Here is a 20,739-nt window from a genome sequence, read left to right as displayed (position 1 = left end):
TCAGGCCGGGTCGGACGGGTGCGGGGCGAGGAGGGGGAGGCCGCGGGCGAGGCGGGCCTCGCAGGCGGTGACGAGTTCGGCGTAGCCGGCTTCGCCCATGAGTTCGGTCAGCTCGGCGCGGTAGGAGACGTAGACGGGCTCGCCGCCGCCGTGGGCCGAGGTGGCGGAGGTGCACCACCAGTGCAGGTCGTGGCCGCCGGGGCCCCAGCCGCGGCGGTCGTACTCACCGATCGAGACGACCAGGACGCGGCTGTCGTCCGGCCGGTCGACCCAGTCGAACGTCCGGCGGATCGGGAGCTGCCAGCACACGTCCGGCTTGGTCTCCAGCGGCTCGCGGTTCTCGCGCAGGGCGAGGGCGTGCAGCGCGCAGCCCTGGCCGCCGGAGAAACCGGCCCGGTTGGAGAAGATGCAGGCGCCGTCCACGACGCGGGTCTGCCGCTCGCCGTCCTCGTTCTCCTCGATCCAGGAGCCGCCGGCGCCGGTGCCCAGCTCGTGGAACTGCCAGGTGTCCGGGGTCAGCCGGGCCATATGCCCGGCGACCCGCTTCTCGTCGTCGTCATCGGAGAAGTGCGCGCCGAGCGAGCAGCACCCGTCGTCGGCGCGGCCGGCCACGATCCCCTGGCAGCCGCTGCCGAAGATGCAGTTCCAGCGGGAGGTCAGCCAGGTCAGGTCGCACCGGAAGACCTGTTCCTCGTCGGCGGGGTCGACGAATTCCACCCAGGCACGGGCGAAGTCGAGGCCTGCCTCGTCAGCCGTCGCCACCGGTCCGGTCTGCTGCACGCCCTTGCGGGTCTTCGCCTTTGCCACGGGCCCAACCCTAAGACCGGAATGCGCCGAATACGGTCACCCGCCACCCCCGATCGTCTCCCGCCGCCCCGCGCCGCCCTCGCACGGTCGTTCCCGACCTGCCGGGCGAACGCCAGTGGCGGGGGTGCTTCACCCGGACGGGGGATGATCTCCGGGGGGCGCGGCCATGAGGATGGTCACATGGATCCCGAACTCGAAGCATTCATCCCGCTTGTCCCCCTGCCCGACTTCTCCGATCCGGTCACCGAGCGCAAGAAGCTCGCCGAGCGGGTCGCCGCGGGGCCGGCGCCGGACATCACGGGCTTGGAGATCGAGGACCGCATGGTGCCCGCCGATCCCGATGTGCCGGTGCGGATCTACCGGCCGCGGCAGGCGCAGGGCGCCGTCATCTGGCTGCACGGCGGCGGATGCGTCATGGGCGACCTGGACACCGAGCACCCGTGGGCCAGCCGGATCGCCCAGGTCTCCGGCGCCGTGGTGATCTCGGTGGCCTACCGCCTGGCGCCGGAGAATCCGTTCCCGGCCGCGCTGGACGACGCCTTCGCCGTACTGGCCTGGGCGGCGGCGCGGGCCGGTGAAGTCGGTGCGGAGCCGGACCGTATCGCGATCGCGGGCCACAGCGGCGGCGGCGGGCTCGCGGCGGCGCTGGCGTTGCGGGCGCGTGACCAGGGCGGCCCGCCGATCCGCTTCCAGCTGCTCCATCAGCCCGGGCTCGACGACCGGCAGGAGACATGGTCGGCACGCCACTTCACCGACACCCCCTCGTCCAACCGGCACAACGTCACCACGTCGTGGGGCCATTACCTGGGCTCCACGCCCGCTTCCACCCCGTACGCGGTGGCGGCGCGGGCCGAGGACCTCTCCGGCCTGCCGCCCGCCTTCATCGCCACCGCGGAGTTCGACCCGAACCGCGACGAGGACATCGCGTACGCGCTGCGCCTGCTCCAGGCCGGCGTGCCCGTCGAACTGCACCAGTGGCCCGGCACCTTCCACGGGTCGCAGGTGATCGCGTCCGCCGAGGTCTCGAAGCGGCAGATCGCCGAACTGGGCGACGTCCTGCGCCGTGCCCTCGCCCCCGGAAAGTCCTAGGGCCTTCTAGCCGCAAGCGACTCTTCCCGGGGGGAACACGGCAGCTCCCGGCGCTGACTACAGTGCTGCCCATGCGACTGGGAGTGCTCGACGTGGGGTCCAACACCGTTCACCTGCTGGTGGTGGACGCGCACCCGGGCGCGCGGCCGCTGCCGGCGTATTCGCACAAGGCGGAGCTGCGGCTCGCCGAACTGCTGGACGAGGACGGCGCGATCAGCCGGGACGGGGTCGACCGGCTGGTCGGGACCATCGCGGACGCGCTGCGGGTCGCGGAGGACAAGGGCGCCGAGGACGTGCTGCCGTTCGCCACGTCGGCGGTGCGCGAGGCGGCCAACGGCGAGGCGGTGCTGGCGCGGGTCGAGCAGGAGACCGGGGTGCGGCTGACCGTGCTGTCCGGCGAGGACGAGTCACGGCTGACCTTCCTCGCGGTACGCCGCTGGTTCGGCTGGTCGGCGGGCAAGCTGCTGGTGCTGGACATCGGCGGCGGCTCGCTGGAAGTCGGCTACGGCATGGACGAGTACCCGGACGCGGCGGTGTCGCTGCCGCTGGGCGCAGGCCGGCTGACCGGCGGGTGGCTGCCGGGGGACCCGCCGTCCGCGCAGGACGTGCGCAAGCTGCGGCGGCACGTCAGGGCGGAGATCGCCAGGACCGTAGCGGAATTCGCCCGGCTCGGGCCGTCCGACCACGCGGTGGGGACGTCGAAGACGTTCCGGCAGCTGGCCAGGATCGCGGGCGCGGCCCGCAGCGCGGAGGGGCTGTACGTGCAGCGGGTGCTGCGCAGGGACGCCCTGGAGGAGTGGGTGCCGCGGCTGGCCGGGATGACGGCGCAGCAGCGGTCCGGGCTGCCGGGGGTCTCGGAGGGGCGGGCGGGGCAGTTGCTCGCGGGGGCGCTGGTGGCCGAGGGGGCGATGGACCTCTACGGCGTGGACGAGCTGGAGATCTGCCCGTGGGCGCTGCGCGAGGGCGTGATCCTGCGCAAGCTCGACGTCATGGCGGCGGACACCGGCGGCGCCGCGTCGGCCGGGGGCCTCGCGGGCGACACGCACGGCGGTGTGGCCAACCCCACACCCGCCGCCACCCCGTACAACGGCGGTACGGCGGCCACTGTGGCCCGTCGGTACGGCTGAGACGCCCGGTACGCACGGGCCCCGCCGTACCCTGGCTCCCGTGGCTGAACCAGTGGACCCCAGGAAGCGAACCGGCGGCGTATCCGGCGTGAAGGTCGCGCTGTCCACGGCCTCGGTGTATCCGGAGTCCACGGCGACGGCGTTCGAGATCGCCGCCCGGCTGGGATACGACGGGGTCGAGGTCATGGTGTGGACCGACCCGGTGAGCCAGGACGTGGACGCGCTGCGCCGGCTCTCGGACTACCACCGGATGCCGATCCTGGCCGTGCACGCCCCCTGCCTGCTGATCACCCAGCGGGTGTGGTCCACCGACCCGTGGGTGAAGCTCCAGCGGGCCAGGAACGCGGCGCTGCGGCTGGGCGCGTCGACGGTCGTGGTGCACCCGCCCTTCCGCTGGCAGCGCGGTTACGCGCGGGAGTTCGTCCGCGGCCTGTGGCGCATGGCGGACGAGACCGACGTGCGCTTCGCGGTGGAGAACATGTACCCGTGGCGCTACCGGGACCGCGAGGTGATGGCGTACGCGCCGGACTGGGACGTGACCCGGGAGGACTACCGGCACTTCACGGTGGACCTGTCGCACGCGGCGACCTCCCGTACGGCCGCGATGGACATGGTCGGCCGGATGGGCGACCGGCTCGCGCACGTGCACCTGGCGGACGGCAGCGGCTCGGCGAAGGACGAGCACCTGGTGCCGGGGCGCGGGACACAGCCGTGCGCCGCGCTGCTGGAGTCGCTGGCGGGCAGCGGCTACGCCGGGCACGTGGTGATCGAGGTCAACACCCGGCGGGCGATGTCGGCGGCCGAGCGCGAGGGCGACCTGGCGGAGGCGCTGGACTTCACCCGCCGCCACCTGGCGGTGCCCGCCGCCCGCCCGTCGTCGGTCCGCGCATGAGCGGTACGGCCTCCGGTACGGCCTCCGGTACGTCGGCGGGCGCTCCCGCCGGTGCCTCCGGTACGCCCGCGGGTGCGGCTGCTTCCGCGGCCGGCTCCGCGGGTACGGCGCAGGACGGGCCGCCGCGCCGCCGGGGACGGCCCGCCGGGACCAGGACCGGGGACGCCGCCGGCACCCGGGAGCGGATCCTCGCCGCCGCCCGCGAGGAGTTCTCGGTCCGCGGCTACGACAGGACCTCGGTCCGCTCCATCGGCAAGGCGGCCGGTGTGGACGCGGCCCTGGTCCACCACTACTTCGGCACCAAGGAGCAGGTCTTCGCCGCCGCCGTCGAGGTGTCCTTCGGCCCGGCCCTGGAGCTGCCGGGCGCCATGGCGGCGGGCGGCCCGGACGGCATGGGGGAGCGGCTGGCCCGCTTCATGCTGGGCGTGTGGGAGAACCCGGTCACCCGGGGGCCGCTGCTGGCGATCGTACGGTCGGCGGTCACCAACGAGCGGGCCGCCGCCGTCTTCCGCGGGCTGATCAGCCGCAAGGTGCTGGCGCGGGTCGCGGGGGAGCTGCGGGTCGCCGACCCCGAATTCCGGGTGCAGCTCGCCGCGGCGCAACTGGTCGGGATCATCATGCTGCGGTACGTGGTGAAGGTGGAGCCGATCGCCTCGGCCGCGGCGGAGGACCTGGTGACCGTGGTCGCGCCGACGCTCCAGCGCTATCTGACCGACCCGGACGTACGGCCCGGCGCCGCGGAGGCTTAGGAACGGGCGTGCGGAACGCCGGACAGGTGTTCCGTCATCCGGACGAGGTGTCCGGATCCTGGGCGACGGGCGTACCCTCGACGGCACGGTCGCGCGTCGCGGCCCGTCGTACGAGCAGAGTGAACCCAAGGGAGTGGACATCGTGCCCGAGCTGAGGTCACGTACGGTCACCCACGGCCGCAACATGGCAGGCGCCCGTGCGCTGATGCGCGCGTCCGGCGTGGACAACGCCGATATCGGCAAGCCGATCGTCGCGGTCGCCAACAGCTTCACCGAGTTCGTACCCGGGCACACCCACCTCCAGCCGGTCGGCCGGATCGTCTCCGAGGCGATCAAGGCCGCGGGCGCGGTGCCGCGCGAGTTCAACACCATCGCGGTGGACGACGGCATCGCCATGGGCCACGGCGGGATGCTCTACTCGCTGCCGTCCCGCGACCTGATCGCCGACTCCGTGGAGTACATGGTCGAGGCGCACTGCGCCGACGCGCTGATCTGCATCTCCAACTGCGACAAGATCACCCCGGGCATGCTGATGGCCGCGCTGCGGCTGAACATCCCGACGGTCTTCGTCTCCGGCGGCCCGATGGAGGCCGGCCGGGCCACCCTGGTCGACGGCACGGTCCGCAAGCTCGACCTGATCAACGCCATCGCCGACGCCGTCAACGAGAACGTCTCGGACGAGGACATCCTCCGTATCGAGGAGAACGCCTGTCCGACCTGCGGCTCCTGCTCGGGCATGTTCACCGCGAACTCGATGAACTGCCTCACCGAGGCGATGGGCCTGGCCCTGCCGGGCAACGGCTCGGTGCTGGCCACCCACACCGCACGCAAGGCGCTCTACCAGGACGCCGGCCGCACCGTCGTGGAACTGACCCGCCGCTACTACGAGCAGGACGACGCGTCCGTGCTGCCGCGGGCGATCGCGACCCGGGCCGCCTTCGAGAACGCCATGGCCCTGGACATCGCCATGGGCGGCTCGACCAACACGATCCTGCACCTGCTGGCCGCCGCCCAGGAAGCCGAACTGGACTACGGCCTGTCCGACATCAACGACGTCTCGCGCCGGGTGCCGTGCCTGGCCAAGGTCGCGCCGAACGTCGCGCCGGGCGGCACGTACTACATGGAGGACGTGCACCGGGCCGGCGGCATCCCGGCGATCCTCGGGGAGCTCTACCGCGGCGGGCTGCTCAACGAGGACGTGCACACCGTCCACTCCCGCTCCATCAAGGAATGGCTCGACACCTGGGACGTGCGCGGCGGTTCCCCGTCCGAGACCGCCGTCGAAATGTGGCACGCGGCCCCCGGCTGCGTCCGCTCCGCCACCGCCTTCTCGCAGTCGGAGCGGTGGGAGACGCTGGACACCGACGCGGCGGGCGGCTGCATCCGCGACGTCGAGCACGCCTACTCCCAGGACGGCGGCCTGGCCGTGCTGCGCGGCAACCTGGCCGTGGACGGCGCGGTGGTCAAGACGGCCGGCGTCGACGAGTCGATCTGGACCTTCGAGGGTCCCGCGGTCGTCTGCGAGTCGCAGGAGGAGGCCGTCGAGAAGATCCTCCACAAGGAGATCACGCCCGGCGACGTCATCGTCATCCGCTACGAGGGTCCGCGTGGCGGCCCCGGCATGCAGGAGATGCTCTACCCCACCTCGTACTTGAAGGGCCGCGGCCTCGGCAAGTCCTGCGCGCTGATCACCGACGGCCGCTTCTCCGGCGGTACTTCGGGCCTGTCCATCGGCCACGCCTCGCCCGAGGCGGCCTCCGGCGGCACCATCGCCCTGGTCCACGACGGCGACCGCATCCGGATCGACATCCCGGCCCGGACGATGGAACTCCTGGTCTCCGACGAGGAGTTGGCCGCCCGCCGGGACGCGCTCGGCGGCGTCTACGCGCCCCGCGCCCGCGAGCGCAAGGTCTCCACGGCGCTGCGCGCGTACGCGGCCATGGCGACCAGCGCGGATCGCGGGGCGGTCCGCGACATCTCGAAGCTCGAAGGCTGAGCCTGTCCGTACGGCTGCCCGCCGCCCCGGGGTCTTTTCCCGGGGCGGCGGGCAGTTGGCGTTCTTCGGGGTCCTGGGGTCGTGGGGTCGTGCGGCCCCGGGGCACTGGGTCAGCTCAGGCCGAGGACGGCCGCGGTCCGGTCGGCGAGCTTCGACTCGCCCAGGGCGTTGGGGTGGATCGGCACGAAGTTGGTGCCGAACAGCACCGGTTCGATCCACCGGGTGCCGATCGGCTGACAGGCGTCGTGCCCTTCCGACACCCCGGAGACGTCCACGTACGTGGCGCCGGTCTCGGCGGCGGCGCGCTGCACCGCCGAGTTGAGGTGGGTCTGGAGATCCCGCACGTAGGCCAGGTCGCCTGAGGCGATCGGCAGCTTCGCGAAGCAGCCGGCGACCGGGGCGGTGGGCACGACCCAGGGGTAACCGAGGATCGCCACCCGGGCGTTCGGCGCCTTGGCGCGTACGGACGCGAGCGCGGCCTTGATCGCCGGGTAGGTGCCGTTGTCGATCTGGTCGTCGAAGGTGCTGCCGTACAGCGTCTGGCAGGGGTGCCCGATGCCGAAGGTCGCCAGCCCCGCGGAGCCGCAGGCCAGGGCCGCGTCGATGAAGGTGTTGTTGTCGTTGCCGCCGATCGTCATCGTGACCAGGCCCGTGCTGCTGCTCAGGGCGTCCAACTGCGGCGGCACGTCGGGGTATTGCGCCCCGGCGAAGTCCTTGGTCTCGGCGGCGCCGCAGGTCACGTCCTTGAGCGCGAGCCCCGCGCGGGCGGCGAGCACATGCGGGTAGTTCGCGCTGGACCGCACGCACAGCAGTGCCGCGTCCGGGTCGAGCGGCAGGACGCCGGACGCGGCGCTGTAGCTGTCGCCCATCGCCACGTACGACTGCTGCGCCTGCGGTGCCTGCCGTCCTGGCGACGCCTGTGCGGCGGGGGCGTTCAGGCCGAGGACGGCCAGGGTGCCGGCGGCCAGGACGGCCGCCAGTCCCCGGGTCCTGCGGGCGAGGATGCGCATCGACATCTGCTGTCTCCTTTGACGCTGACATGACACTGGCATCGCTTGGTGCGGGTATCGGACGAGATCGGATGAAGTCGCTGGTGCTCCGCAGAAGTTACTGACTGGTCAGTCTGTGGTCAATGCTCCGCGCACGCAGTAGTCCCCAGGAGTTCACTTTTTCACCGTTTCGCCCCACACCGGCCGCGTCCTCGCACGGCCACCTACCGTCGCGCCGGGCCGCGCCGCCACAAGCGGCCCCCCGGGGAGCGCGCGCGAGCGCAGCGCTTCGGCGGCGTCAATGCCCGGCGCCACGGGTACCCCGTTCAGGCGCGCCGTGGGCGTGGTGGCTCGCCGGTGAGGTGCGGGGTGCGGTGGGGTGGCGGGTCGTGAAGACACTGCACATGGTGGCCGCCACCACGTTGATCCTGCTCGCGGCGCAAGCCCCCGCCCTGGGGCAGGGGGTGGTCCCCGACCCGAACCCGGGGCTGCAGCTGACCGTCGCCGCCCGGGACGGGAGTTGGGCGCGGAGCGCCGGGCTGGCCTGTGATCCGTTTCCGCACGGGAGCCATCCGCTCGCCGTACCCGCCTGTACGGCGCTGTCCGCCGCGAACGGGGACTTCGACGCGCTGCCCGGCCAGCCGGGCGTCTGCCGGGACCCGTACCAGCCGGTGGCAGTCAGCGCCCGGGGGGAATTCCACGGCCACCCGGTGGACTGGCGGAAGAAGTTCGCCAACCTCTGCGTCCTGAAGGCCGCGACCGGCCCGGTCTTCGCTTTCGCCCGCGGCTAGGCCCCACTGACGCGGGCTGACGGATTGCCCGCAAGGAGGGAGTGCTTCCGCGAAGCCGGGGCAAGCGGTTGTTCAGGTACCTGACAGTCGGGGCCTGGAAAGTGAGGCAGTGACATGTCGTTCCTCTGGGCGATTATTGCGGGCCTGATCATCGGCCTGCTGGCCAAGCTCGTTCTGCCCGGGCGCCAGCCCATTCCCCTGTGGCTGACGATCCTCCTCGGCGTGATCGGCGGCCTGCTGGGCAACGGCCTGGCCTCGGCTCTCGACGTCTCCGACACCAACGGGGTCGACTGGATCCGGCACGCCCTGCAGATCGGGGCGGCGGCGGTGCTGATCGCCCTCGTCACACCGGCATGGGGCCGACGTCGCGCCTGACGGTGCACAGTCACCAGTCCTCATTCCACGGCCCTCGCGGTCCTGGCCCAGGCGGGTCAGGGCCGCGAACGCCTGTGTACCCGCGGTGGCCGAGTACGCCACCAGGCGGTGCGGCGGCGGCAGCGGTGTGGACAGCACGACGTAGTCGAGGGTGAGCGCTCCTGCCACCGGGTGCAGCAGGCGTTTGCGGCCGTCGACCTTGTGGTGCAGGGCGCGGGCGGTCCACAGCCGGCGGAAATCGGGGCTGGCAGTGGTGAGTTCGGCGACCAGCGCGGCCAGCGCGGGGTCGTCGGGGCGGTGCCCGGTCGCCGCGCGCAGATGCGCCACCGAATCGGCCGCGATCTCCGGCCAGTCCGCGAACAGCGTCCGGGCCGCCGGATCGGTGAAGACGTACCGCACATTGTTGGGGCGGCGCGGCCCTTCGACGAGGTGCGCGAAGAGCGCGGCGGCGGTGGAATTCCAGGCCAGTACGTCGCTGCGGGCGTCGATCACGTAGCCGGCGGTGGGCGGCGCGAGCAGGTCGAGCATGCGCCGCGCGCCCGACGCGGGCACGGCGGCCTCCGGCGGCGGACCCGCCGGGTCGGCGGCCAGCGCGAAGAGGTGGCCGCTCTCCTGCGGGGTCAGGCGCAGCGCCCGGGCCAGCGCGCCCAGCACACCGGCCGACGGGTGCGGGGCGCGGCCCTGTTCGAGCCGGGTGTAGTAGCCCGCGCTCACCCCGGCCAGCCGGGCGACCTCAGCCCGCCGCAGCCCGGGCGTACGCCGTACGCCCTCGCCGCCGGGCAGCCCCACCGCGTCGGGCGCGAGCCGCGTACGCCGGGAGCGCAGGAAGGCGCCCAGCTCACGCGCCCGCAGATCGTTCCGCCGCCCGGCCATCCCGGCTGCCCCTTGTCGCTGTCGCGCTCGATCTTGTACGAGTGCCCGGTGCGGTACGCCCGGAGGTCCGGACCCGTGCGGTATGCCCGGCGGCCCGGTCCCTTGCCGTACGCGTGGCGGCCCCGATCCGTACGGGACGCCGGGCGCGGTACGCCCGGAGCGCCGACCCGTGTCGTACGCGCGGCGGCCCCGATCCGTACGGGACGCCGGAGTCCGTACGCCCCAAGGCCGCGCCCCCGCCGAACGTCCCCTTGTGTCCCGGCCCGAACCGCCCGCGTCCCGGCCGCAACCGGCCCGCACCCGGTGGCACCGCACCGCCGGTCAGCGTAGCCCTGTCAGGTGCACCCTCGCCGCTTCCGCCGGGACACCGCCCGGGCCAGCCTGGGACGGTGATCATCACCGCCCGCCGGCCTGCCGCGGCCACTCCCGCCAGCGCCCGACTGACCCTCTTCGCCGCCTCGTTCGGCTTCCTGATGGTGAGCCTCGACGCCACCATCGTGAACGTCGCCCTGCCCACCCTCGGCCGTGACCTGGGCGCCGGGCTCAGCGGGCTGCAATGGGTGGTGGACGGCTACGTGCTGATGTTCGCCGCCTTCCAGCTGATCGGCGGCTCGCTCGGCGACCGCCTCGGCGCGCGCCGGGCCTTCACGGCGGGGCTCGGCCTGTTCATGGCGGCGTCGCTGGCCTGCGGGCTGGCCGTCTCCCCGGGGATGCTGATCGGCGCGCGCCTCGTGCAGGGCGTCGGCGCTGCCGTGCAGCTGCCCGCGTCGCTGGCGATGGTGCGGCACGCGTACGCCGACGCCGCCGCGCGGACCCGGGCGGTCGGCGTATGGGCGGCGGCCGGCGGCGCGGCGGTCGCCGCGGGACCCGTGGTCGGCGGACTGCTGCTGGCCTGGCTCGGCTGGCGGTCGCTGTTCCTGGTGAACCTGCTGATCGGGGCGGTCGGCCTGGCGGCGGCGGCCCGCGCGGACCCGGCGCCCGGTGTCCGCCGCCGGTTCGACCTGCCGGGGCAGGCGGCCGTGCTCGCGGCCTTGTGCGGGCTGACCTTCGCCCTGATCGAGGGCGGCCCGCTCGGCTGGACGTCGGCCCCGGTGCTCGCCGCGTTCGCGGTGGCCTCGGCGGCGGGCACGGTCTTCTCACGCTGGGAGCGCCGCGCGGCCGAACCGATGCTGCCGCCGCGGCTGTTCGCCGACCCCGCGGTGTCGGCCGCCGCCGCGGCGGGCTTCGCGCAGAACTTCGCCTACTACGGCATCGTCTTCCTGCTCAGCCTGTTCCTGCAGAACGAACGGGGCGACTCCGCGCTGGTGACCGGCCTGGCCTTCCTGCCGATGAGCCTGGCCGCGATGGCGGCGAACCTGGGCGGCGGGCGGCTGACCGCGAGCCACGGGCCGAGGGCGCCGCTGGTCGGCGGCCAGCTGCTCTTCGCGGCCGGGCTGCTGGCCCTGCTCGCGGTCGGCCCCGGCGCCCCGCTGTGGGCGGTCTGCCCGGTCACGGTCCTGGTCGGCCTCGGCGGCGGGGCGGCGGTGCCCGCCATGACCAGCGCCGTCCTCGACGCGGCACCGCCCGCCCACGCCGGGGTCGCGGCTGCCGGGCTGAACACCGCGCGCCAGGTCGGCGGGGCGGTCGGCGTGGCCCTTTTCGGCGCGCTGGTGGCCGGCGGCTTCCTGCCGGGGCTGCGGCTGTCGCTGCTGGTGGCCGCCGCCGCGCTGCTCGCGGGGGCGTCGGTGACGGCACGCTGGGTGCGGCGGCCGGGCCGCCGGGCCGGGACATAGGCTGCGGTCCATGAGCAGGCATATATCTTTCGAACGGCTGCACAATTTCCGCGACCTCGGCGGTTACCCGACCGCCGACGGCCACGTCGTGCGGTGGGGGCGGCTGTTCCGCGCCGACTCGCTGGGCAAGCTGGGCGGTGCCGACTGGGACCGCTTCCTCGATCTGGGCGTGACCACGGTCATCGACCTGCGCTACCCGTGGGAGATCGACGCCAAGGGGCGGGTGCCCGAGCACCCGGCGCTCGCGTACCACAACCTCAGCATCGAGCACCGCCCGTACGACCAGCCGTCGCTGGGACCCGACGTGGAGACCGGCCCGTTCCTGGCCGAGCGCTTCATGGAGGTCGCGCAGGACGGCGTCAAGGAACTGCGGCAGGCCCTCGACGTGATCGCCGCCCCGGACCGCGGCCCGGTGGTCTTCCACTGCGCCTCGGGCAAGGACCGCACCGGACAGCTCGCCGCCCTCGTCCTGGCGCTGCTGGGCGTGCCGGACGATGTCATCATCGAGGACTTCGCCCTGACCGAACTGGCCACCGAGCGCCTGCTCGCCGACTGGCGCGCCGACCACGGGGGCCGCTGCCCGCAATGGCCCGGTTACGGCCGCGCGCCCGCCGAGGTGATGCGGCTCTTCCTGGCCGCGATGGCCGACAAGTACGGGTCCGTAGCGGCTTACGCGGCACGGGAGTTGGGCGCCGACGCCGAGCTGATCGCCGCGCTGCGCCGCAACCTGCTCGAACCGGAGCTGGCCTTCCGGCGCGCGGACGAGGCCGACGTACCGCTGCTGGTCGGCCTGCGCGACGCCGCCGCGCGCTGGCAGATCGCCCGCGGCATCGACCAGTGGCACCCGGGCGAGCTGGGCGAGGACCACTTCCGCGCCCGGCTCGCGGACGGCGAGGTCTGGATCGCCACGCTCGGCACCGGCGGCCCGGTCGCCGGTGCCTGGGAGCTGTGGTGGGACGACCCGGCGGCCTGGGGCAGCACACCCGGCGCCGCCGGCTACGTCCACCGGCTGATGACCGCCCGCGACACCGCTCCGCCCGGCACCGGCCGCCGCCTGCTCGCCGAGGCCGAACGCCGCATCGCCGAGGCGGGATTGAGCCTGTGCCGCCTCGACTGCCTGGCCGACAACGCCTTCCTGCACACGTACTACCGGGCGGCGGGCTACCGGGTCGTCGGCGAGCAGTCCGTGAAGTCCGGTGTGGGGCAGGGGACATACGCCGTCACGCTCCTGGAGAAGCACCTCACCGCCGGGTGACCCCCGCCGCCCCGGTCAGTGGGCGGCCCGCGGGGCGAGCTTCCACAGCCGGACCGTACGGTCGGAACTCGCGGCGGCGGGCAACCGGCCGTCGGCGCTGAAGGCCACCGAGCGGATCAGGCCGGAATGACCGGTGGGGGTCGCGGTGACGCGGCGGTCGGCCACCTTCCACAGCTCGACGGTGCCGTTCTCCGCGCCGGTGGCCAGGAATTTCCGTTCGGGCTGAACGCCAGCGCGTACACCGGACCCGAAGTGCCGGTCAGGACGGTGACCTTGTCCTGCGTGACGCCCGTCCACAGCCGGACGGAGCCGGCGGCGCCCGCGAAGACCGTGCCGTCGCCGTCCGGTACGAACGCCACCGACGACACCTCGACGCCGGTGCCTGCGCTGCCCGTGACGAGGGTGGAGGGCGTCCGCGACGGGACGTTCCACAGCGCGACGGTCCCGCCGGAGTCGATGCTCAGCAGGCTCTTCCCGTCCGGGCTGGGCCCGCCCTGGCGCGTCGCGCAAGCGGGGAGGGTGCTGGCAGGAGCCGCACCCTCCGCGGAGGAGGAACCGTGCCCCGGGGGCGCGGGGAACTGCGCGACCAGCCGAGACGGCGGGAGAGAAGCACTGCCACGGCAAGTGGCAGTCACCCGGGGGCGCGGGGAGCTGCGCGACAAGCCATGTCGGCGCGCCAGGCGACAGGTCACCGCAAGTGGGAGGTCCCGGGCAAACCGCCGGAGGCAACCGGCATAATTGACCGCGTGAGCGACACGACGAAGACCCGGCCGGAGGCCCCGGCGCCGGAGGCGATCCGCTGGTTCGGCACCACCTGGCTCGACCACGACCGCGGCTACGCCTGGCGCAGGACCGCCGCAGCGGCCGGCTCCCTCCTGGCCGCCGCAGCCGCCGCCTTCGTGCTGCGCCTCGGCTTCCAGGGCCTGGCCGACGCCAAGATCGGCACCTTCGTCACCGTCCTGGCCTTCTGCGGCGTCGCAGTGTGCAGCGTCCTCGCCTTCCAGCGCACATGGAAGAGCTTCACCGCCCGCCGCCCGGCCGGCCAGGCCAACGACAACCAGAGCCTCTACGCGGTCGGCTTCATCGGCGCCCTGCTCGCCTATTTCGTCCGCTCGCTCACCGAAGCCCCCGGCGAGGCCTTGCACCGCAGCGAGTACGAGGCGGCCCGCGCCCGCCAGGCGTCCCGCCGAAGCACCGGCGCGAAGCCCAAGCGCAGGCCCAAGCGCTGACGCAGGTCAGAGGGCGACGCCCGCGCCCGACCAAGCCACCACGGAGCCCCCAGCCGCTGACGCAGGTCAGAAGGTGACGGCCACGCCGATCTGGGCCGGGCGGGGCCTGCGGAGCAGCTTGCGGGAGAGGTCGGTCAGCCGGACCAGCACGTATTTGCGGGCCAGCAGCCGCCGCGCCGCATCCGTTCCCGCCTCGTCCAGCAGGCGTGCCGTGCCCTCGACGGTGGCGGCGCCCGGGGTGACCTGGCCGCGGACGTTGCACACCGCGACCTGCACGCGGCCACCGTTCCTGATCCGCTTGACCTTGCCGCTGCCGGACCCGGTCCAGAAGACCAGCTCACGGTCGGAGACGGCGTACCAGACGGCCGTGGGGACGCCCGTACCGTCCCGCCGGTAGGTGGTGACGCTCACGTACTTGCCGCGCCGCAGTGCGGCCAGTGCGTCCGAGCCGCTGAGGGGGGTCACGCCCCCGATACTAGGGCTCACCGCAGCAGGGCGAGCGCCGTGTCCCACAACCGCTCGGCATTGCCCGGGTCGAGGGCGAAGGGCGCGACGCCGCCGCCGAAGAGCGGCGGGGCCTGGTCGAGCAGGGCCGCCTCGTCGCCGTCCTCGAAGTAGCGCCCGCCGACCCCGTCGAGCAGCGGTGACGCGGCCAGCAGCACGGAGGTGGCGGCGCCCTGTGCCGCGGACTTGCGGCGCTCGGGCGGAGTGCGCAGGCCACCGGTGTGCCGCTGGAGGTTGGTGGCGATGGCACCGGGATTCACGGCGTTGGCGAGGATGCCGTCACCGGCCCAGCGCCTGGTCGCCTCGACGGCGAGCAGCACGTCGGCCGTCTTGGATTCCCCGTAGGCGCCCAGCGGCTGGTACGGCCGGAAGCGGTGGTCGAGGTCGTCGAAGACCACCGGGGCGTAGAGGTGGGCGTTGGAGCTGAGCGACACGACGCGGGCGCCGCCGGCCCGGGCGAGCGCCGGGTGCAGGGCGGTGGTGAGCGCGAAGTGGCCGAGGAAGTTGACGGCGAACTGCAGCTCGCGGCCCTGCGGGGTGCGGGTGAGTTCGGGCAGCGCCATGATCCCGGCGTTGTTGACCAGTATGTGCAGCGGCCCGTCCCAGCCGGCCGCGAAGTCGCGGACGGAGCCGAGGTCGGCGAGGTCGAGGCGGCCGACGCCGACCCGGGTGCTGCCGGTGGACCCGGCGATCTCCGCGGCCGTATGCCGCCCGGCTCCGACGTCCCTTACGCCGAGCACGACCTCGGCGCCCGCCGCGGCCAGCGCGCGGGCGGTCTCGGTGCCCAGACCCGAGGTGGCCCCGGTGACGAGCGCGCGGCGCCCGGTCAGGTCGAGTCCCGCCAGCACCTCGCCGGTGGTGGAGGCGAAGCCGAACGGAGTGGTCAGCCGCGTCTTCGAAGGAGTGAGTGCGTTCATACGTCCGAGGATGCGCGTCCCGGTCACGGTGAGTAAGACCCCGCCGACACCGGTACCCGCAGGGACAGGCTGCGGGCCGCACGCGGCCGTACCCCGGGCTTACGGTGGAAAGGTGGCGACCGCAAGCAGACTCGGCGACTATCTCCGCGCCCGCCGTGAACGCGTCCGACCCGCCGACGTGGGGCTTCCCGAGGGCGGCCGGCGCCGGGTGCCGGGGCTGCGCCGGGAGGAGGTCGCGTTGCTCGCGGGCATCAGCGTGGAGTATTACCTGCGGCTCGAACAGGGCCGCGACCAGCACCCCTCGCACCAGGTGCTGGCCGGCATCGCCCGCGCCCTGCGGCTCAGCACCGACGAGGAGCGCTATCTCACCGCGCTGGCCGCCGCGCCCCCGGCCTCCCGCCGCAGGTCCGCCCGGCCCGAGCGGGTCAGCCCCGAGGTGCGGACGCTGATCGACAACTGGACCACCACTCCCGCCCTGGTCCACGGCCGCTACATGACGACGCTGGCCGCCAACGCCATGGCCGTCGCCCTGAGCCCCTTCTTCGCGCCCGGCGTGAACACGCTGCGTGCGGCCTTCCTGGAACCCGCGATGCGCGACTTCTACCGTGACTGGGACGCCATGACCGCCAAGGCCGTCGCCTATCTGCGCTCGATCATCGGCGCCACCGACGACCCGCGCCTGGCCGAACTGATCGGCGGGCTGAGCCTGCGCAGCGACCGCTTCCGTACGCTGTGGGGCCGCCAGGACGTGCGCCAGAAGACCAGCGGCGTCACGCTGCTCCAGCATCCGCAGGTCGGCCCGCTCGACCTGCACTACGAGAAGCTGGCGCTGCCCTCCGCGCCCGGCCAGATGCTCATCACCTACCACGCCGAGCCCGGCTCGCCCTCGTACGAACGCCTCCAGTTGCTGGCCCACCTGACCACGCAGCGGGGAAGCGGCGAGGCCACGTCCGAACCCGCGCACATTGGCACGGCGCCGCATATGGCGACGGGTCCGCACGCTGCCTCGGCTCGGCACAGTGCGACGCCTTCAGACGGGGATGCGGCTCCGCACGCCCCTGCGGGGGCGGCGCCGACCGCCGCCGACGCCCCATCCCGGCGGTAGCCGCTACTTGCGGGCCGCCCCGACCACGCCGACCGCACCCACCACGGCCGCGACCACGGCGCCGTGCCACAGCCCGGTCCATATGGTGCTGAAGAAGCCCTGGCTGGTCAGCAACTGCCGGATCACCATGTCGCTGAGGAACATCAGCGCGGCCGGAACCGCCGCCACCTGCCACGGGTGCGAGCGCGCCCAGCGCCTGATGCGGCGGTCGCGGCCCGAGCCGTGCGAGGAATAGCCGAGCACCGCGCCCGAGCCGCCCACGCAGAAGAAGAGCAGCGCGGCGACCGAGATCGCGCCGGACAGGATGCCCAGGCCGAAGTGCCCGTGCACCAGGTGCAGTGCCAGCGACACGCCCCCGCCGAGCGCGCCGACCACTGCCGCGGGCCGCCATGGGCCGAGGGTCGCGGAGGCCACGGCCAATTGCCGCTTCTCCGCGCCGGAAACAGCGATTTCACGGGATGAACGACTCATACCGCAACACTCCTCCGCGACCGGCGGGAACGCCATAGGGGATGACCCTGACGTGCCCCTCATGCCCCGCCCGGCCCTCTCCTACCAGCTCGCGGAGCGGCTCTCCGAGCGTCCGTACTCCGCCGCGCCGGCCGTTCCGAGCGCGACTGCGCCGCCCCGCGTGCCCCCGGCGACCAGTGCCGCCGTGCCGGCCGCCGGCCGGTCCCGTCCGTCGTCGTGCGTCCTGCACTGGGCCGGTCGTACGCCGGTGCCGGGGTACGGCGCCAGCACCGCTGTGATCTCCCGGCCTGGCCGCCGGGCGAGCGTGCCCGCGCGGCCCAGTCCCCGGGGGCGACCGGAGCACACGGCTTGACGTGAGCGCGCCGCGAGGTGTTTATTCACCGCATGATGAATAAACACCCGGAACCCGCGGTGGAGGCGTCCGGCCTCCGCGTCCTCCGCGGTGGCCGCACCGTGCTCGACAACCTCGCCTTCACGATCCCGCGCGGCAGAATCACCGGCCTGCTCGGGCCGAGCGGCTGCGGCAAGTCCACCCTCATGCGGGCCGTCGTCGGCTCCCAGGCGCACGTCACCGGCACCCTCACCGTCCTCGGCCGCCCCGCGGGCCACCGCGACCTGAGGCCCAGGGTCGGCTACGTCACCCAGGCGCCGTCCGTCTACACCGACCTGACCGCCAGGCAGAACCTCGACTACTTCGCCGCCGTCCTCGGCATCCCCCGCCGCGACCGCCCCACGCACGTGGACCGCGCCCTGCGCGACGTCGACCTCACCTCGCACGCCGACGCGCTGGCGGGGAATCTGTCCGGCGGCCAGCGCGGCCGGGTCTCGCTCGCCGCCGCCCTGCTCGGCGACCCCGAATTCCTCGTGCTCGACGAGCCCACCGTCGGCCTCGACCCCGTGCTGCGCCGCGACCTTTGGCAGCTCTTCCACCGCCTCACCGACGAGCGCGGCGCGACCCTCCTGGTCTCCTCCCACGTCATGGACGAGGCCGAACGCTGCCACCGCCTGCTGCTGCTCCGCGACGGCCGGCTGCTCGCCGACGGCACTCCCGACGCGCTGCGCCGCGGCACCGCGACCGACACCGTCGAGGAGGCCTTCCTCCACCTGGTCGACCAGGCCGACGCCGCCGAACCCCGTACGCCGGACCCCGCCGCCGCCGAACCCCGTACTCTTGCCGCCGCGCCCACGGAGGCGACCCCGCGATGAACCCCGCCCGTACCCTCGCCACCGCCCGCCGGGTCCTGCGCCAGCTCAGCCACGACCCGCGCACCATCGCCCTGATGCTGGTGGTGCCCTGCGTCCTGCTGACGCTGCTCACATACGTCTTCGACGCCAGCCCGCGCACCTTCGACTCCGCCGGCGCGTCCCTGCTCGGCATCTTCCCGCTGATCACGATGTTCCTGGTCACGTCCATCGCCACGCTGCGCGAACGCACCTCGGGCACCCTGGAGCGCCTGCTGTCCATGCCGCTGGGCAAGGCCGACCTGCTCGTCGGCTACGCCCTCGCCTTCGGCGCGGTCGCCGTCGTCCAGGCCGCACTCGCCACCGGGCTGACGTCTCTGGCTCTCGGCCTCGACGTGTCCGGCTCCGCCTGGCTGCTGCTGCTCATCGCGCTGGCCGACGCCTTCCTCGGCACCGCGCTCGGCCTGTTCGTCAGCGCCTTCGCGGCCAGCGAATTCCAGGCGGTGCAGTTCCTGCCCGCCGTCCTGCTCCCGCAACTGCTCCTGTGCGGCCTGTTCGTACCGCGCGGCGACATGCAGCCGGCGCTGTCCGGCGTGTCCGACGCCCTGCCGATGTCGTACGCCGTCGACGGCATGAGCCAGGTCGTCCACCACACCGGCGTCACCGGCGACTTCGTACGCGACCTCGCCGTCGTCGCCGGGAGCGCGCTGCTCGCCCTCGCGCTCGGCGCCGCCACCTTGCGCCGCCGTACGGCGTGACCACCGGGGCCGTCGCCATTAGCGGCATCATGGGGCCATGACCCAGCAGAAAGTCGCCGTCCTCGGCACCGGAAAAATCGGCGAGGCCCTGCTCTCCGGCATGATCCGCGCCGGATGGGCACCCGCCGACCTCCTCGTCACCGCCCGCCGCAAGGACCGGGCCGAGGAACTGCGCGCCCGCTACGGCATCGAGCCCGTCGACAACGCCGAGGCGGCCAAGTCCGCCGACACCCTCATCCTGACCGTCAAACCCCAGGACATGGCGGCGCTGCTCGACGAACTCGCCCCGCACGTCCCGGCCGACCGCCTCGTCATCAGCGCCGCCGCGGGCATCCCCACCGCCTTCTTCGAGGAGCGCCTCGCCGCGGGCACCGCCGTTGTCCGGGTCATGCCCAACACCCCGGTCCTCGTGGACGAGGGCATGTCCGTGATCTCCGCCGGACGGTACGCCGACGAGTCCCACCTCGCCCGCACCGAGGCGATCTTCCAGCCGGTCGGCAAGACGCTGCGGGTCCCGGAGAAGCAGCAGGACGCCGCCACCGCGCTGTCCGGCTCGGGACCCGCCTACTTCTACTACCTGGTCGAGGCCATGACCGACGCCGGCATCCTGCTCGGCCTGCCCCGCTCCCAGGCCCACGACCTCATCGTGCAGTCCGCCATCGGCGCCGCCGTGATGCTCCGCGACAGCGGCGAACACCCGGTCAAGCTCCGCGAGGCCGTCACCTCCCCGGCCGGTACGACGATCAACGCGATCCGGGAGCTGGAGAAGCACGGCGTCCGCGCGGCCATGCTGGCCGCACTGGAGGCGGCCCGCGACCGCAGCCGCGAGCTGGCCTCCGGCGTCTGAGCCCCAGCGGTCCGGCGGGTCCGGTCGGCCCTGAGGCCGGACCCGCCGGACTCCCGGGGACGCGGCTCACGTCGGCGGCAGCAGCCCCATCGCCCGGTAGGCCGCGTCCACGGTCGGCCGGGCGAGGGCCCGCGCCTGCGCCGCCCCCTCCCGCAGCACCCCGTCGACATAGCCCGGGTCGGCGCTCAGCTCGGCGTGCCGTGCCCGGACCGGACGCAGCAGCTCCACCACCGCCTCGGCCGTATCCCGCTTCAGCACACCGAAGCCGAGCCCGCCCGCGTCGTAGTCCGCCGCCAGCGCCGCCGGCTCCTTGCCCGTGCAGGACGCCAGGATCTCCAGCAGATTCGCCAGCCCCGGCCGCGCCGCCCGGTCGTAGCCGACCCCCGGCTCGCTGTCGGTGACCGCCCGCATCAGCTTCTTGGTGACCACGTCCGGCTCGTCCAGCAGATAGACGATCCCGGCCGTCGCGTCATGCGACTTCCCCATCTTCGACGCCGGGTCCTGCAGATCCATCACCCGCGCCGCCACCGCCGGCGCCGTGGCCCGCGGAATGACGAACGTCCCGCCGTACCGCTGGTTGAACCGCTCCGCCAGATCCCGGGTCAGCTCCACATGCTGCGTCTGGTCCTCCCCGACCGGCACCTCGTCGGCCCCGTACGCCAGGATGTCCGCCGCCATCAGCACCGGATACGTCAGCAGCGACAGCCGCACGCTCTGTCCCGCGGCCTGCGCCCGCGCCGACTTCTCCTTGTACTGGATCATCCGCCGCATCTCCCCGTCCGAGGCGACGCACTCCAGCAGGTACGAGAGCCGCGCGTGCTCGTCCACATGGCTCTGCACGAACACCGTGCACACCTGTGGATCGAGCCCCGTCGCGAGCAGCAGGGTCACCGCCTGCCGGCTCAGCCGCCGTACCCGCGCCGGATCGTGCTCGACGGTGAGCGCGTGCAGGTCCACCACGCAGAACAGCGACTCCGCCCGGTGCTGGTCCTCCTCCGCCCACCGCCGCAG

Annotated in this window: 21 protein-coding genes and 1 pseudogene (1 of these 22 running past the window's edge); 14 read left to right on the top strand and 8 right to left on the bottom strand. The window is 73.6% G+C overall.

What is annotated here, in order from left to right; translation table 11 throughout:
• A complete protein-coding gene (locus OHA86_RS15585; protein WP_329175888.1) occupies positions 1-807 on the bottom strand; it encodes a hypothetical protein in 807 nt (268 codons plus the stop codon).
• Positions 808-987: 180 nt separating this feature from the next.
• Between OHA86_RS15585 and OHA86_RS15580 the strand changes: the two genes are divergently transcribed.
• The 5 genes from OHA86_RS15580 (at position 988) to ilvD (ending at position 6,660) form a co-directional block, all read left to right on the top strand.
• Positions 988-1,896: an alpha/beta hydrolase gene (locus OHA86_RS15580; RefSeq protein WP_329175886.1), complete on the top strand. Its 909-nt coding sequence runs from the start codon at positions 988-990 to the stop codon at positions 1,894-1,896.
• Between the two features lie 71 nt (positions 1,897-1,967).
• A complete protein-coding gene (locus tag OHA86_RS15575; protein WP_329175884.1) occupies positions 1,968-3,023 on the top strand; it encodes a Ppx/GppA phosphatase family protein in 1,056 nt (351 codons plus the stop codon).
• Positions 3,024-3,063: 40 nt separating this feature from the next.
• Positions 3,064-3,915: a sugar phosphate isomerase/epimerase family protein gene (locus OHA86_RS15570; protein ID WP_329175882.1), complete on the top strand. Its 852-nt coding sequence runs from the start codon at positions 3,064-3,066 to the stop codon at positions 3,913-3,915.
• Positions 3,912-4,664 (top strand): TetR/AcrR family transcriptional regulator, encoded by a 753-nt coding sequence (locus OHA86_RS15565; RefSeq protein ID WP_329175880.1) that lies wholly within the window; start codon positions 3,912-3,914, stop codon positions 4,662-4,664. The genes OHA86_RS15570 and OHA86_RS15565 overlap by 4 nt, the downstream gene beginning before the upstream one ends.
• Positions 4,665-4,806: 142 nt before the next feature.
• Entirely contained in the window at positions 4,807-6,660 is a 1,854-nt protein-coding gene (ilvD, locus tag OHA86_RS15560; protein ID WP_329175878.1) for a dihydroxy-acid dehydratase, read from the top strand.
• 110 nt (positions 6,661-6,770) lie between these two features.
• Here ilvD and OHA86_RS15555 read toward each other — a convergent pair whose 3' ends face one another.
• Entirely contained in the window at positions 6,771-7,670 is a 900-nt protein-coding gene (locus OHA86_RS15555) for an SGNH/GDSL hydrolase family protein (protein WP_329182422.1), read from the bottom strand.
• Between the two features lie 368 nt (positions 7,671-8,038).
• Here OHA86_RS15555 and OHA86_RS15550 point away from each other — a divergent pair, with 368 nt between their 5' ends.
• Together OHA86_RS15550 and OHA86_RS15545 are read left to right on the top strand one after the other, a co-directional pair.
• Positions 8,039-8,440 (top strand): SSI family serine proteinase inhibitor, encoded by a 402-nt coding sequence (locus OHA86_RS15550; RefSeq protein WP_329175877.1) that lies wholly within the window; start codon positions 8,039-8,041, stop codon positions 8,438-8,440.
• A gap of 114 nt (positions 8,441-8,554) precedes the next feature.
• Positions 8,555-8,815, top strand: coding sequence for a GlsB/YeaQ/YmgE family stress response membrane protein (locus OHA86_RS15545; protein WP_329182421.1), 261 nt, complete (start codon positions 8,555-8,557; stop codon positions 8,813-8,815).
• Positions 8,816-8,875: 60 nt separating this feature from the next.
• Here OHA86_RS15545 and OHA86_RS15540 read toward each other — a convergent pair.
• A pseudogene (locus tag OHA86_RS15540) lies at positions 8,876-9,688 on the bottom strand (helix-turn-helix domain-containing protein); the annotation flags it as partial.
• 389 nt (positions 9,689-10,077) lie between these two features.
• On the opposite strand from OHA86_RS15540, the gene OHA86_RS15535 reads away from it, so the two are divergent.
• Both OHA86_RS15535 and OHA86_RS15530 read left to right on the top strand, forming a co-directional pair.
• Positions 10,078-11,460, top strand: coding sequence for an MFS transporter (locus OHA86_RS15535; RefSeq protein WP_329175875.1), 1,383 nt, complete (start codon positions 10,078-10,080; stop codon positions 11,458-11,460).
• A 10-nt stretch (positions 11,461-11,470) separates the two neighbouring features.
• Entirely contained in the window at positions 11,471-12,715 is a 1,245-nt protein-coding gene (locus tag OHA86_RS15530) for a tyrosine-protein phosphatase (RefSeq protein WP_329175873.1), read from the top strand.
• A 15-nt stretch (positions 12,716-12,730) separates the two neighbouring features.
• Here the strand turns inward: OHA86_RS15530 and OHA86_RS15525 are convergent, their stop codons facing one another.
• Positions 12,731-13,012 carry a WD40 repeat domain-containing protein gene (locus OHA86_RS15525; protein ID WP_329175871.1) on the bottom strand — a complete coding sequence of 94 codons (282 nt, stop codon included), beginning with the start codon at positions 13,010-13,012 and terminating at the stop codon, positions 12,731-12,733.
• Positions 13,013-13,461: 449 nt separating this feature from the next.
• Here OHA86_RS15525 and OHA86_RS15520 point away from each other — a divergent pair, with 449 nt between their 5' ends.
• A complete protein-coding gene (locus OHA86_RS15520) occupies positions 13,462-13,944 on the top strand; it encodes an EamA/RhaT family transporter (RefSeq protein ID WP_329175870.1) in 483 nt (160 codons plus the stop codon).
• A gap of 66 nt (positions 13,945-14,010) precedes the next feature.
• Here the strand turns inward: OHA86_RS15520 and OHA86_RS15515 are convergent, their stop codons facing one another.
• Positions 14,011-14,409: a PPOX class F420-dependent oxidoreductase gene (locus tag OHA86_RS15515; RefSeq protein ID WP_329175868.1), complete on the bottom strand. Its 399-nt coding sequence runs from the start codon at positions 14,407-14,409 to the stop codon at positions 14,011-14,013.
• Between the two features lie 17 nt (positions 14,410-14,426).
• Positions 14,427-15,365: an SDR family NAD(P)-dependent oxidoreductase gene (locus tag OHA86_RS15510; RefSeq protein ID WP_329175866.1), complete on the bottom strand. Its 939-nt coding sequence runs from the start codon at positions 15,363-15,365 to the stop codon at positions 14,427-14,429.
• Positions 15,366-15,477: 112 nt separating this feature from the next.
• Between OHA86_RS15510 and OHA86_RS15505 the strand changes: the two genes are divergently transcribed.
• Positions 15,478-16,470 (top strand): helix-turn-helix domain-containing protein, encoded by a 993-nt coding sequence (locus OHA86_RS15505; protein WP_329175865.1) that lies wholly within the window; start codon positions 15,478-15,480, stop codon positions 16,468-16,470.
• 3 nt (positions 16,471-16,473) lie between these two features.
• Here the strand turns inward: OHA86_RS15505 and OHA86_RS15500 are convergent, their stop codons facing one another.
• On the bottom strand, positions 16,474-16,941 hold the full coding sequence (locus tag OHA86_RS15500) for a hypothetical protein (RefSeq protein WP_329175864.1): 468 nt from the start codon (positions 16,939-16,941) through the stop codon (positions 16,474-16,476).
• Positions 16,942-17,325: 384 nt separating this feature from the next.
• On the opposite strand from OHA86_RS15500, the gene OHA86_RS15495 reads away from it, so the two are divergent.
• Genes OHA86_RS15495 through proC form a run of 3 tightly spaced genes read left to right on the top strand, consistent with a single transcriptional unit; the run spans position 17,326 to position 19,728 of the window.
• Positions 17,326-18,147, top strand: coding sequence for an ABC transporter ATP-binding protein (locus OHA86_RS15495; RefSeq protein ID WP_329175863.1), 822 nt, complete (start codon positions 17,326-17,328; stop codon positions 18,145-18,147).
• Complete coding sequence (locus tag OHA86_RS15490; protein WP_329175862.1) at positions 18,144-18,881, top strand: ABC transporter permease; 738 nt, start codon at positions 18,144-18,146, stop codon at positions 18,879-18,881. Before OHA86_RS15495 ends, OHA86_RS15490 begins: the two co-directional genes overlap by 4 nt.
• A 37-nt stretch (positions 18,882-18,918) precedes the next feature.
• A complete protein-coding gene (proC, locus tag OHA86_RS15485; protein ID WP_329175861.1) occupies positions 18,919-19,728 on the top strand; it encodes a pyrroline-5-carboxylate reductase in 810 nt (269 codons plus the stop codon).
• Positions 19,729-19,794: 66 nt separating this feature from the next.
• Here proC and trpS read toward each other — a convergent pair whose 3' ends face one another.
• Positions 19,795-20,739, bottom strand: partial view of a tryptophan--tRNA ligase gene (trpS, locus tag OHA86_RS15480; protein ID WP_329175860.1) — the 3' portion only. Its footprint extends 66 nt past the window's final position; 945 of the gene's 1,011 nt are visible here — the last part of the coding sequence; its start codon lies off the right edge, out of view; the stop codon is at positions 19,795-19,797.

Source organism: Streptomyces sp. NBC_01477 (genome assembly GCF_036227245.1).
Lineage (GTDB): Bacteria > Actinomycetota > Actinomycetes > Streptomycetales > Streptomycetaceae > Actinacidiphila.
The sequence above is the reverse complement of the archived record's forward strand: the minus strand, read 5'-3'. Positions and strand labels throughout refer to the sequence as shown.